Here is a 13,372-nt window from a genome sequence, read left to right as displayed (position 1 = left end):
AAATATCAGAATAGATGAATGATGTAATATCATCGTAATGATTAGAGACGATAATATGTGGGATTCGCACGCAGTTGCTTTTTATTTTTATATTTGTTTCGCTCTGCTTGCGGTGTGGGGTATCGCACAGGCTTGGTTAAGCCAGACACGGACAGAAACTATTCATCCCTTTAAGGCCTTTGTACATTTATTGGCCTTTTATTTATCTTATTTACTTTTCCCATTATTTTTCTTTAGCCTGTTTGCCGGTTGGAGTGGTTATTACTCGATTCACCAAGCCGTGTTTATTTTCTTGCTGAGCTGCGTGCTGATTTATGCCCGTTTTATCGAACCTCAGCATGTCATGGTTAAAACCCTGCAATATCAGCTCCATCCGGAGCAAAATCTGCAAAGCCCCGTCAAAATTGCCTTGATTGCCGATTTGCATATTGGTCTGTTTTCCGGGCACGAACGCCAACTGAAAATTATTGTCGATAAAATTAATCGGCAGAATCCTGATCTAGTGGTGGTGGCAGGGGACTGGACCTATGAACCTGAAAACAAACTGGCCGATGAACTGGCCATTTTGCAAGACATTAATGCGCCGGTGTATTCGGTGAATGGCAATCATGATGAACAATATCCCGGACCGCCGATTCTAAACCTGTTGCGGCATGCGTTAAAAGTCAATAACGTGATTGATATTGAAGGTCAGATGATTGAATTCGATGAATTTCGGTTGCTGGGCGTAGGGGATTTATGGGCCGGAAAAACCGATATGCGCTACATGCCGGATTTGCCGCAAGACAAACCCTGGGTGATTTTGTCGCATAACCCGGATACGGTGGATATGGTGCCGCAATTGCCAACCCGTCCTCTGATGCTGTCGGGGCATACTCATGGTGGGCAGGTGGAACTGCCTTGGCTGACCAACTACATCATGAAAAAAGTTTCCATCTTGGGACATAAAAAGGGTTTGTACCAGCATGAAAATGCAGATGTCTTTGTGACTGTAGGCACAGGAATGGTCGGTGTGCCCTTTCGTTTTCGCGTACCGCCGACCATTGATATTATTGAATTGGTTTAAATCTTGAAGATCGGTTCTAGGAACAATTTTTGACATACCGTAAAACAAGATTGTTTTATAACAATGAGAACAAAATAGGAGAAGAGCATGTCTTTTTTAGAAGAGGTTGGTCAGTTTTTTGCTTTAACAGAACCTCAATCGGCACAGCTTGAAGCGGGATTAATTGCCTTAGAAACGTATTTTCAGCAAGCAGAGGCGGATGTAGTGAACACGCAAGAATTTGCACGCACATTTTATCAAAAGTTTCAGCAACTGATGACGCGATTCGGTATTGATGAAAATAATGTGGAAGCTTTGCTGGATCATTTATATGGCACAGAGCGATATCGCCAGCTGGTGACTTACATTGTTCCGAGTTATTACAATGCCGGTGGCGATCGAGCGGTGTTTGAAGAGCTATATCAAGAAATGCTCAGTGATGAACAGATCTGAGAAACATAAAAAAACCAGCATGATCACGCTGGTTTTTTTATGTCTAGATGACATTAAACCTGGTTGTTTACATCATCATGTTTGGTTTCACGAATGGCCAGGAAGGCAAGCAGTGAAAGGATAGAAGCAGCAGTTAAATAATAACCTACAGCATATAAACCATAAGTCGTTGCAAGCTTGGTTGCAATTAAAGGTGCAAAAGATGCGCCAAAAATACCGGCGAGATTAAAGGTTAATGCTGAACCGGTATAACGTACTGAAGTCGGGAAAATTTCAGACAGTACCGTACCAATCGGGCCATAGGTTAAGCCCATGATCGCCAGACCAATACATAAGAATAAGAACACGACAACAGTGCTGCCAGATTCAAGCATGCTTGAGAACACCAGGCCAAACAATGCTGAAACAATACATACGCCAATTGAAGTGGCTTTGCGACCAAATTTTTCCGCAAAAACGGCAGAAAGTGGAATGAATGCCGCAAAGCATAAAGTGGCAACCAGTTGCAGTTGCAGAAATTCGGAACGTGTGTAACCGAGTTTGGTGGTTCCCCAGTTTAAGGCGAACACTGTGGTTAAGTAGAACACCACAAAGGTACAGATGGCAGCGATAGTACCCAGAATCAGCATGCCCCAGTGTTTGGTCAACACTTCTTTAAATGGAATATTTACTTCTTTCTGTTTATCCAATACTTTTTGGAAGGCAGGCGTTTCATGCAGTTTCAGGCGAATCCATAAACCCACAATCACCAGTAAAGCACTTGAAATAAATGGAATACGCCAGCCCCATTGCATAAATTCCTGTTCCGACATGAATGCACCAAGGGTGATGAAAGAACCTGTCGCCAGGATAAAGCCGATTGGGGCTCCAAGTTGAGGGAACATACCGTACCAGGCACGTTTACCTTCAGGCGCATTTTCAGTGGCCAGAAGAACAGCACCACTCCATTCACCTCCCAAGCCCAGTCCTTGACCTAAACGGCAAAGCGCAAGCAATAAGGGTGCAGCAAGACCCACTTGTGCATAAGTGGGCAGTAAGCCAATACAGACGGTCGAAATACCCATCGTCAGTAAGGCTGCGACCAGGGTTGCCTTACGGCCAATCCGGTCACCCAAATGTCCAAACAGGGCAGCGCCAATCGGACGTGCAATAAAGGCAATCGCAAAGGTGGCCAAAGACTGAATGGTTGCTGTGGTTGGGTCCGTACTTGCCGGAAAGAACAGATGGGGAAAAATAATGACTGCCGCTGTTGCATAAATATAAAAATCGAAGAACTCGATTGTTGTACCGACAAGGCTCGCAGTAAGAACGCGGAATTTTGAATTGGTTGCAACTTCTGCTGAAGCAGCAATAGAATCTGATGACGCCATGGATGACCTTACACTTACTAAAAATAAAAAAAGCTTAGTTTTAAAAGCGTAATCTTTTTAAAAAAGGCGTAATTTCTTAAAAAAACAACGAAGAATCTTCTCTACTCAACTCGCTCAGGGTCACTGAAATGAAGAATGAGAGGATTAAATCACGTAAAGATAGATAGACAGAAAATGTGATCCTGCACCGATCAATACAAAAATATGCCAGATAGCGTGGGTGTATCTTACCTTTTTTAGCGCATAAAACAATGCACCCACAGTGTATGCAAGTCCGCCAACGATCAAATAGGTTAACGCCTCGGCACTTAAATAGCGTTGCATGTCATCCATGACCAGTAAGGCCAGCCATCCCATGACCAAATAGGCGATGAGTGAAATTTTCTGGAAACGATGAATGAAAACCAATTTGAATAATGTGCCAATCAGCGCAATCAGCCAAAGGGCAATTAATAAATAATGCGCTTTAGCCGTAGGCAGGGCGATGGACAGGAAAGGGGTATAGGTTCCTGCAATCAGATAATAAATGGCAGTATGGTCCAGTTTTTTGTACCAGCCACGCCGTTGCGGTGATTCGGCAAAATGATACAGGCTGGAGGCAGAAAAAAGTAAAATCATACTGAGTGCGTACACACACAAGCTGACAAATTGCCCGAGCGGTAAATCACTGCCTTTGATCAGCATAAAAATACTGGCAATAAGCGCTAATAATGCGCCAAGTGCATGACTGATCGCATTAATTTTTTCTTCATGTGGATCATAAGCCTGCAGTTGAGAAGTCGTCATTATTTATTTTCTATAATTAAAAATACACTTGTATAGTAATGCAATTTTACCTTTAAAGTAAGAAGTTTTAAACTGATGACCTAATTTATTCGAGTGATATGTATGTCTCAAGCGGCTTCTCCTTTTATTCAGGAACAAAAATTCTTAGATGCTTTTCAGCAAGCCATTGAAACACATAGTTTTGATCGAATGATTATTAGCCAGTATAAAGGTGAGCTGGAACATCTGGAGAAAATGATCTTAAGAGTCATTTCACTGCAAAACCAGCCTGTGCTCAGTTGTCTGTATCGTTATAAGACTCAAGATGTCACTAAAAATTACCCTTTGGCTGAAGCCGTGCCCTTGGTGCAGTCATTGTTGGCGCAATCGAAGCAGGCCAATCTGTTTACCGCGAGTGAAGAACTGCAACTGAAAAAAAACAAGAAGAAAGCCATGCTGAGCAGCAGTAAAAAGGCGATTACGATAGTGAATCCTGCAGAGACCCAGCAAGGCCATGACCGTACCAAGCATCGCTATGTCGATCAGGACAGCTATTTTCTACAGCCGCTGGGCATTACCGACCATAAAGCACAGATTATTCCGAGCATGGCACGTAAATGGAAACAGATTAATAAATTTGTCGAAATTTTCTCGGGTGCTCTGGATCAGATTAACCAACACGATCATGCATTGCGTGTGGTTGATTTTGGTTCAGGCAAAGGCTATCTGACTTTTGCTTTATACGACTATCTGGCTAAACATGGGCAGATGCCTTTTGTTACAGGCGTGGAGCTCAATCCGAAAATGGTGGAGTTTTGTCAGGATATTGCGCAGCGTTCCAATTTTCAGCAACTGGATTTTTTTCAGGGTGATGTGCGTACCTATCAGCCTGAACATCTGGATGTGATGATTGCGCTGCATGCCTGCGATGTGGCAACCGATTTTGCCATTCATACCGGGATTCGCTTAAATGCGCAAATGATCATGTGTGCGCCGTGTTGTCATAAAGAATTGCGTCCACAGCTGAAAAGCCCTGAAGTGCTGAAACCGATGTTGCAATTTGGCATTCATGCCGGACAGCAGGCGGAAATGCTGACTGATACCATTCGTGCTTTGCTGCTCAAAGCCTATGGCTATGAAACCAAAGTGTTTGAATTTGTGGCGCTGGAACACACCAGTAAAAACAAGATGATTCTGGCCACCAAACGTAAAGATTATAGTGAACCGGATCAGCAGGTTTTGGCGCAGATTCAGGCCTTAAAACAGATGTATGGCATTCAAAAACATTCGCTGGAGTTGTTGCTGAATGATCAGTGGGATCAGCAGGATATAGGCTGTAAGTGTTAATTCAAAATGAATAAAGCAGTTTTAAAGATGTTTTTATTTTTAGGAAGATGATGGTTGATGCCCTCATTTATAATATGCACAGGCAGTTGGAATAAATTGCAACATGATGCAAAACTGATTCGTGAGCAGGTTTTTATTCAGGAACAAAACATTGCTGCTGCCGATGAATGGGATGCGCAAGATGCCATCTCATTACATTTTGTGGTTTATGATCAGGCAAAGCCTATTGCGACAGCGCGCCTGCTGCCAAATCACAGCATTGGCCGGGTTGCGGTTTTAAAGGCTTATCGTAGACAGGGCATTGGCAAGCTGTTGATGCTGGAGATTATTCAGCAGGCTAAACATGAGCAGCGCAAATTTTTGAAACTCTCTTCTCAAGTACATGCCGTGCAGTTTTATGCAGGACTGGGCTTTACTGTGGAAGGAGAGCAATATCCGGATTGCGGCATTGCGCATATTGATATGTATTTAAAATTGCAGTAATTCAATAGCCATTAAAGTAGGTGTAAAAAAGCGGGATACCTCATCCCGCTTTTTTATTTTCTATAATCAGTGACCATGGGCAGCAGAGGCATCGTGCTCTGCCATATTGGCATGTTCTTGTTCTGTCATATTCATCTCAGCCGCAGTAGGTTCGGAAGCCGAAGATTGCTGCTGGTGTGTAGTATGCGTCTGATTGCGCTTTTGACTTGGCATATAGTCTGGTTCGTTGCTCACGGCAAGATAAAAGATGCCCATAAATAATGCACCTAAAATACACACAATAATGACGGCTTTCCAACCCCAAGATGATTTTTCAGGAGAAGAGTTATTTGTCATAAGAGGACTACCCACTGGATAAATAAAAAATTTAAAACTTATGTAACTTTATAACATAAAAGCCCTGCAAAAGCAGATGAGATTCTGTGGATTAAAAAGTCAGCATGCTCAAGCGTAAAAGAAGAGAAGCGTCTCGCTTCTCTTCTTTTACAATATTTTTGAACAATAAGATTTAAATTTTTTCGCCTTGGGCAATCTTGTCTTTGAGCAATTGCGGTGTCTTAAAACGTACGCCATATTTAGCTTCAAGGGTATTGGCACGCAGCAGGGCTTTTTCTAAACCGTATTGATTTAAAAATTGGAAAGCACCACCGGTCCACGGGGCAAAACCAATTCCGAAAATCGAGCCGACATTGCCATCGACTGTCGATTCCAGCACACCTTCTTCCAGACAGCGTAAAGTATCCAGAGATTGCACAAACAGAAAACGGTCAATCATTTCCTGTTCAGAAATGTCCGTATCTTTCTGCCATTTTTTCAGGCCCTCCCAAAGCTGCTTTTTAGCACCTTCCGGATAGTCATAGAAGCCTGTACCAGTAGCTTTGCCTTTACGGCCGAACTCGTGAATCATGCTGTGAATCACGTCATCCGCAGTTGAGCGTGGCAGGTCTTTGCCTTCGGCTTGCAGGGCTTTACGTGTTTCAGTCGCGACATGCTCTGAAAGGGTAAGCGAGACTTCATCCTGAATGGCCAATGGACCCACAGGCATACCAGCTTTCAGCGCAGCCATTTCAATACGGGCTGGATGTACACCTTCGGCCAGCAGGTGCAGACCTTCCTGAACAAAAGTGCCAAACACGCGACTGGTAAAGAAACCGCGGCTGTCATTCACCACAATCGGGGTTTTGCCAATTTGCTGCACAAAATCATAAGCTTTGGCTAAGGTCTCATTGGACGTATTTTGACCTTTGATGATTTCAACCAGCTGCATTTTATCGACCGGGCTAAAGAAATGCAGGCCAATAAAGTTCTGATCATTTTTAGAAGCTTGAGCGAGTTCTGTAATCGGTAGGGTCGAGGTATTGGAGGCCATCACACCGCCATCTAGCAGATAGCTTTCAGCCTCTTGCGTCACTTTGGCTTTCAGTTCTGGGCTTTCAAATACCGCTTCAATGATCAGGTTACAACCTTGCAAGGCTGCATTATCTGCCGTTGTCTGAATCAGTGCTAAAACCTGATCTCTTTTCTCAGCGCTTAAACGGCCTTGAGCCACTTTTTGATCCAGCCGTTTCTGGCTGTAGGCTTTGCCCTTTTCAGCCGCCTCTATTGATACATCTTTTAAAACAACCTGAATACCTTTAGATGCAGTGGCATAAGCAATGCCTGCACCCATCATGCCGGCACCTAAAATGCCGACTTTAGACGCTTTCCATTTGGCTATGTCTTTTGGACGGCTGGCACCAGATTTAATCGCATTTAAACCATGCCAGAAGGTGCCGATCATGTTTTTGGAAATTTGACCGGTGGCGAGGTAAGTAAAGTAACGCGATTCAATGGTTAGCGCAGTATCGACACCAACCTGAGCACCTTCTACCGCAGCCGCCATAATCGCTTCAGGTGCAGGGTAGCAGCCTTTGGTTTTGTCACGCAGCATGGCAGGCGCAATCGCCAGCATTTGTGCCACAGCAGGAGAAGATGGCGTACTACCTGGAATTTTATATCCCTTCACATCGAAAGGTTGTGCAGACTGCGGATGGGCTTTGACCCAGACGATGGCTTTGTCTAAAAGCTCCTGTTCAGAATCGGTTGTGTCGTGAATCAGCCCTAAAGATTTGGCTTTTTCTACACCAAATTGCTTGCCTTCCATGAGCAAAGGAAATGCATTTTGCAGACCTAGTAGACGGACCATGCGCACAATGCCGCCACCACCTGGCAATAAACCAAGCGTCACTTCAGGCAGGCCGAATTTAGCTTTGGCATCATTCAGGGCAATACGATGATGACAGCACAATGCCAGTTCCCAACCGCCACCCAGTGCTGTGCCATTTAAGGCTGCAACGACAGGAATACCGCGGGTTTCGATATAACGCAGCTGGGCTTTCATCTCTTCAATCATGTTGAAGAATTCTGTGGCATGTTCAGGTGTGGCCTGAATCAGCTCATCCAGGTCACCACCGGCAAAGAAGGTCTTTTTTGCGGAACGGAAAATGATGCCTGCGATATGGTCATCGGCTTTTAGCTTTTCTACAGTTGTTGTTAAGGCAGTGCGGAAATCTGCATTCATGGTATTGGCAGACTGGTTGGGAGAATCTAAGGTTAATATGACGATATTGTCGGCATTTTTTTCAAATTGAATTGCGCTCATTTTTGTTCTCCTTATACCAATTCAATAATCGTTGCGATGCCCATACCTCCACCAACGCACAGGGTTGCAAGGCCACGTTTCTTGCCTTGACGCTCTAATTCATCCAAAAGTGTGCCCAAAATCATTGCGCCTGTTGCACCCAGTGGATGTCCCAGAGCAATTGCCCCGCCGTTGACATTGACTTTGGCCGGATCAACATTGAGTTCATTAATGAAACGCATCACCACGGCAGCAAAGGCTTCATTCACTTCGAACAGGTCTATATCATCAATCGTCAAACCTGCTTTTTCCAAGGCCTTACGTGCAGCTGGAGCAGGGCCGGTCAACATGATGGTCGGGTCGGTACCTACAAGTGCAGTCGATAGCACTTTGGCTCGTGGTTTTAAGCCTTGTTCTCGTACTGCCTTTTCAGAAGCCACCAAAACCACCGCTGCACCATCGACGATGCCTGATGAATTACCTGCGTGATGTACATGGTTCACAGCACCTACTTCTGGATATTTTTGCAGGGCAATGGCATCAAAACCCATCTGTCCCATCATGGCGAAACTTGGGTTGAGTTTGCCTAAGCTTTCGGCTGTAGTGGTTGGCTTGATGAATTCGTCTTTATCCAAAATCACTACACCGGCTTTATCTTTTACCGGCACAACTGATTTGTCGAAATAGCCATGGGCTTGTGCAGTAGCAGCTTTATTTTGTGACTGCTCTGCAAAAGTATCTACATCGGTACGGCTGTATCCATCAATGGTGGCAATCAGGTCGGCACCAATGCCTTGCGGAATAAAGTCGCAGGCCATATTGGTTTCAGGGTCCAGTGCCCAAGGGCCGCCATCTGAACCCATTGGTACGCGCGACATAGATTCAACGCCACCAGCAACCACTATATCTTCCCAGTCTGAACGGATTTTCATGGCCGCCATATTCACGGCTTCAAGTCCAGATGCACAGAAACGGTTGATTTGCACACCCGCTACATCATTATCCCAACCTGCAGCAATGGCTGCAGTTTTGGCAATATCAGCACCCTGGTCGCCAATCGGCGTGACACAGCCTAGGACAATATCATCAACCTTTGAAGTATCAAGTTGATGACGGTCTTTTAATTCATTCAGCAATGTGGTGAGTAGGGTAATCGGTTTCACTTCATACAGTGAACCATCCTTTTTTCCTTTTCCGCGTGGTGTGCGAATGGCATCAATGATATAAGCCTCGCTCATGGCATTTCCCTTTTATGATTTTAAAATTTTTATACTTTTTTGAGTGTAATGATTAATTTTCGAAGTGCAATGACGAGAACGGATCAGGTCAGATGATGTTTTTGGTCAATAAAAAAGCCCAAGTCGAAACTTGGGCATAGAGAGAAATTGAAAAGATCGGTTGTGATCAGTGATAACCGTGCAACTGGCGATATAACCCTGGTGTTACGCCGGTCCATTTTTTAAAGGCACGGTGGAAGGTACTGGTTTCACTAAAACCGACCTGCTGTGCGACATCTTCGAGGGTCAAACCTGGATTTAGCAGCAGATGAATGGCGGCATCACGGCGCAAGGCATCTTTCACGCCCTGATAGCTTTTGCCTTCCGCAGCCAGACGGCGACGCAAAGTTTGAGGAGAAAGATACAACATCGAAGCGACATCGTTGAGTGTTGGCATTTCTTCACCAATCTGGCTCTTTAACACTTCACGGATACGAGAAGTCAGCGAGTTGGTGTTTTTGAATTTAACCAGCAACTGTGCAGGTGCAGCTTTGAGGAATTCTTCCAGCGTTTCTTCATTTTGACGCAGCGGAAGATCCAGATAGTCTGCGGCAAAGGTAATTTCGGTACGTGGCGCATCGAATTGCATCACCGGTGCGAAGAACAGGGCATCATATTCATCGGCATGTGCAGGACGTGGGTAGCCAAAATGAACGCGTTCGAGTGGCAGACGGCGTTCGATGAGCCAAGAGGCCAGACCGTGCCAGATCATCAGCATGCTTTCGGTAATGAAATGATCGGGATCCATGCTTTTAGGAATAAGCGGAACCAGGCGCGCTTCGTGTTTGTCACGTTCCAGAGTCACAGACCATTCATCGCCAAACAGTTTATAAAACTGGGAAGAAAGCTCTAAGGCATCTCCTAGCGTTTTCGCATGAATAATCAACTGACACATAATGGCAAAAGTGCCCAGACGACGTGGCTGTATATCAAAGCCGACATGTTCGTCCTGGGTCACCATCCAGAGCATTTGAATAAATCGGGTATATTGTTCCGGAGAAATACGGGCTTTAGGTTGACGTAATAATTCCGCTTCAATGCCGACATGTGACAATAAAGTTTCGACATCCATGCCCAGACGTTTTACGCCGGTTAAAGCCGCATTGACGAAGTGGATACTAATCGTATCGCGACTCATATTAAATCCTTCAGTCTCTTTCTCTTTTATATTCACTTGCAGTTGACCTAAATGACGCTAAAAATTGTTTGGGTGGCAATTTACAATAGTTATTGCACCCTATTTACATCTTAAATTGCCGAAATGATCAAGGTAAATGGCTGAACATGACATTGTTTTATGAGTTTTATATTTCTAATATGCATATAAAATCAACATAAAAAGAGAAAAAACGGACATGACTACGGCTTTAAAAGGATTAAAAGTACTTGATTTTTCAACTTTACTCCCGGGTCCATTTGCCACTTTGTATCTGGCAGACCTCGGTGCAGAAGTGATCCACATTGAATCACCTACACGGCCAGACCTGATTCGGTTATTGCCGCCTTATGCCCATGGACAGGCAACGGCGCACAGTTATTTAAACCGTAATAAACAGTCGGTTGCTCTGGATTTAAAAGATCCGCACAACATTGAACTGATTAAACAGAAGATTACTGAATACGATATTGTGGTCGAGCAGTTTCGGCCAGGGGTGATGCAGCGCTTGGGCCTGGACTACGCCACGCTTGCAGCATTGAACCCACGACTGATTTATTGCTCCATTACTGGCTATGGACAGACCGGAAGTTATAAAGATAAGGCCGGACACGATATAAATTATTTGGCCTTGGCTGGAATTGCTGGACATAGTGGCCGGCAAGAAGGTGGACCACCGGCATTGGGGATACAGGTCGCCGATGTTGCAGGAGGCTCCTTACATGCGGTCATTGGGATTTTGGCTGCCGTGGTGGAACGTGAGCGCAGCGGTTTGGGACAATATATTGATATTTCGATGACCGATTGTGTAGCCACTTTAAATAATATGGCAGCGGCTGCCACATTGGCAGGAAATACCAAACAATTTCCCGAACAGTCGTATTTAAATGGTGGCAGTTTTTATGACTATTACCAGACTCAGGATGGCCGTTATTTATCGATTGGAAGTTTGGAGCCACAGTTTATGTCGGGCTTGGCACACATTTTGGATCTTCCCATCCTTGGTGAAAAAGGTGCTTCGTTTGACCCGGTAGATCAGCAAGTCGTCAAGCGGGCGCTTCAGGAAAAAATAAAGTCTAAAACCTGGCAAGAGTGGCAAGTGATCTTTGCCGATCAAGATGTGTGTGTAGAGCCTGTTTTAACTCTGGATGAAGCCTTGGATTCTAGCTTGGCTCATGAACGAAAATGGGCAGTTGCAGTGCCACTGGCTCCGGACAGTAAGCAGACGGAAACCCAGTTGGCCTGTCCGATTAAATTTTCCCGCTCTAAGGCAGAATATTTATATATCGGGCTGCATTTAGGCGCCGGAAACTGGTAGTTTTCACATAGATTAAAAACATTAACATTGAAAAACAATGTATTCACAATTCGCGCCCAATGTTAAATAAAAAACAGGAGTAGCATCAATATTAGAAAAAATAATATAAAGGTGAGCGGCTGTGAAGAAGTTATGGAGCACGTTCGGTGTCGGTGTGGGCCTGATCTCTCTCAACGCTGTATTAAACACAGCAAATGCAGGCAATGCATTTGATTCACAAAGCCAGTGGATGTTCGGCGACTGGAACGGTCAACGTATAGCATTACAGCAAAAAGGTTATGACTTCAGTCTGGGTTATACCGGCGAAGTTGCGACTCTACTGGACTCAGATCATTATTCCAGTCATGGCACTGAATACGCAGATCAGTTTGCAATCGGTGCCCACTTCGATTTAAACAAAATTCTAGGCTGGCAAGACACTGAAGCGCAAATAACCGTGACCGAACGTAATGGCCGTAGTCTGTCGAATAGTTCAGCTGCCTTAAATGGTCATCTCAGTTCGGTGCAGGAAGTCTGGGGCCGTGGGCAAACCTGGCGTTTAACAGACTTCTGGATCAAGAAAAAATTCCTAGAACAAAAACTGGATTTCAAAGTGGGCCGTTTTGGTGAAGGTGAAGATTTCAACAGCTTTGACTGCGATTTCCAGAACCTGGCGCTGTGTGGCTCGCAAGTCGGGAACTGGGTCGGTGATCAGTGGTACAACTGGCCAGTGAGTCAATGGGCTGCCCGAGCGAAATATAACTTCACTCCTGACGTCTATTATGCCCAGGTCGGTGCCTATGAATATAACTCTGAAAACCTTGAACGAGGCAAAGGCTTCAATTTAAGTACCGATGGTTCTCATGGTGCGATTATTCCTGCTGAAGTGGTCTGGACACCGAAAATCGGCGCGGCAAAACTTCCGGGTGAATACCGTGCCGGTTATTACTACAGCAGTGCCGATACTGCAGTAATTAAAGATGCATCTCAAACTGAGCACAAACAAGGTGTCTGGGTCGTGGCCAAACAGCAACTGACAGCACATAACGGTGATTCATCTCGCGGTCTGAGTGCTTTTGTAAACTTAACTGTACATGATCGTGACACAAACAAAGTCAGTGACATGCAAAATATGGGTCTGGTTTATAAAGGTTTAATAGACTTTCGTCCTCAGGACGAGATTGCGATCGGTATAGCCCGCATCAAGATCAATGACGATGTCAATGATGCGAACATTCGCAATAATAGTGTGGATGCCCGCGGCCTAGAGAGCAAAGAATACGATACGGAAATTTACTATGGTATTCATGCAACAAACTGGCTCACTATCCGTCCAAATATTCAATATATCCAGCAGGTTGGTGCATATAAAAATGGTGAGAATGCCTGGGTTGGCGGTATTAAGCTACAAACAGCGTTCTAGTTTCTAGATGATAAGTACTTGGGTTTTATCATTCGATGCTTGGAGCACAACTTTCTTTTGCAGATCGGTTTAATCCAGATATTTAAAATCTAAAAATTAAAAAGGTGCTCATATTTAACTTTAGGTATGAGCTTTA

The 13,372-nt window shown here is 44.6% G+C and carries 12 protein-coding genes; 6 read left to right on the top strand and 6 right to left on the bottom strand.

The genetic code is table 11. The features are described from left to right. The first annotated feature begins 55 nt into the window (after positions 1-55). Complete coding sequence (locus tag ABJ384_RS11850; protein ID WP_349927531.1) at positions 56-1,066, top strand: metallophosphoesterase; 1,011 nt, start codon at positions 56-58, stop codon at positions 1,064-1,066. Positions 1,067-1,153: 87 nt separating this feature from the next. Further along, positions 1,154-1,498 carry a hypothetical protein gene (locus tag ABJ384_RS11845; protein WP_200223752.1) on the top strand — a complete coding sequence of 115 codons (345 nt, stop codon included), beginning with the start codon at positions 1,154-1,156 and terminating at the stop codon, positions 1,496-1,498. A gap of 53 nt (positions 1,499-1,551) precedes the next feature. Here the strand turns inward: ABJ384_RS11845 and ABJ384_RS11840 are convergent, their stop codons facing one another. Both ABJ384_RS11840 and ABJ384_RS11835 read right to left on the bottom strand, forming a co-directional pair. Beyond that, positions 1,552-2,868, bottom strand: coding sequence for an MFS transporter (locus ABJ384_RS11840; RefSeq protein ID WP_086195706.1), 1,317 nt, complete (start codon positions 2,866-2,868; stop codon positions 1,552-1,554). Positions 2,869-3,012: 144 nt separating this feature from the next. Further along, complete coding sequence (locus tag ABJ384_RS11835) at positions 3,013-3,654, bottom strand: hemolysin III family protein (protein WP_086195705.1); 642 nt, start codon at positions 3,652-3,654, stop codon at positions 3,013-3,015. Between the two features lie 102 nt (positions 3,655-3,756). Between ABJ384_RS11835 and ABJ384_RS11830 the strand changes: the two genes are divergently transcribed. Both ABJ384_RS11830 and ABJ384_RS11825 read left to right on the top strand, forming a co-directional pair. Continuing rightward, a complete protein-coding gene (locus tag ABJ384_RS11830) occupies positions 3,757-4,980 on the top strand; it encodes an SAM-dependent methyltransferase (protein ID WP_086195704.1) in 1,224 nt (407 codons plus the stop codon). Between the two features lie 57 nt (positions 4,981-5,037). Then, the gene (locus tag ABJ384_RS11825) at positions 5,038-5,463 is read left to right on the top strand and encodes a GNAT family N-acetyltransferase (RefSeq protein ID WP_086195703.1); all 426 of its coding nucleotides are present in this window, start codon (positions 5,038-5,040) and stop codon (positions 5,461-5,463) included. A 66-nt stretch (positions 5,464-5,529) separates the two neighbouring features. On the opposite strand, the gene ABJ384_RS11820 is transcribed toward ABJ384_RS11825, so the two are convergent. The 4 genes from ABJ384_RS11820 to ABJ384_RS11805 form a co-directional block, all read right to left on the bottom strand. Beyond that, positions 5,530-5,799 carry a DUF4199 domain-containing protein gene (locus tag ABJ384_RS11820; RefSeq protein ID WP_086195702.1) on the bottom strand — a complete coding sequence of 90 codons (270 nt, stop codon included), beginning with the start codon at positions 5,797-5,799 and terminating at the stop codon, positions 5,530-5,532. Positions 5,800-5,971: 172 nt separating this feature from the next. Continuing rightward, on the bottom strand, positions 5,972-8,104 hold the full coding sequence (locus ABJ384_RS11815; protein ID WP_349927527.1) for a 3-hydroxyacyl-CoA dehydrogenase NAD-binding domain-containing protein: 2,133 nt from the start codon (positions 8,102-8,104) through the stop codon (positions 5,972-5,974). An 11-nt stretch (positions 8,105-8,115) separates the two neighbouring features. Continuing rightward, positions 8,116-9,321 carry an acetyl-CoA C-acetyltransferase gene (locus ABJ384_RS11810; protein WP_349927525.1) on the bottom strand — a complete coding sequence of 402 codons (1,206 nt, stop codon included), beginning with the start codon at positions 9,319-9,321 and terminating at the stop codon, positions 8,116-8,118. Between the two features lie 166 nt (positions 9,322-9,487). Then, complete coding sequence (locus ABJ384_RS11805; RefSeq protein WP_086195699.1) at positions 9,488-10,498, bottom strand: AraC family transcriptional regulator; 1,011 nt, start codon at positions 10,496-10,498, stop codon at positions 9,488-9,490. A 217-nt stretch (positions 10,499-10,715) separates the two neighbouring features. Here ABJ384_RS11805 and ABJ384_RS11800 point away from each other — a divergent pair, with 217 nt between their 5' ends. Together ABJ384_RS11800 and ABJ384_RS11795 are read left to right on the top strand one after the other, a co-directional pair. Beyond that, entirely contained in the window at positions 10,716-11,834 is a 1,119-nt protein-coding gene (locus tag ABJ384_RS11800; protein ID WP_349927523.1) for a CaiB/BaiF CoA-transferase family protein, read from the top strand. Positions 11,835-11,988: 154 nt separating this feature from the next. Continuing rightward, positions 11,989-13,236, top strand: a complete 1,248-nt coding sequence (locus ABJ384_RS11795; protein ID WP_349929747.1) for a carbohydrate porin — start codon at positions 11,989-11,991, stop codon at positions 13,234-13,236. Positions 13,237-13,372 lie beyond the last annotated feature (136 nt).

This window comes from Acinetobacter sp. A1-4-2 (assembly GCF_040233925.1).
Lineage (GTDB): Bacteria > Pseudomonadota > Gammaproteobacteria > Pseudomonadales > Moraxellaceae > Acinetobacter.
Note: the sequence above shows the minus strand (reverse complement) of the source record. Positions and strands in the feature narration are given on the sequence as shown.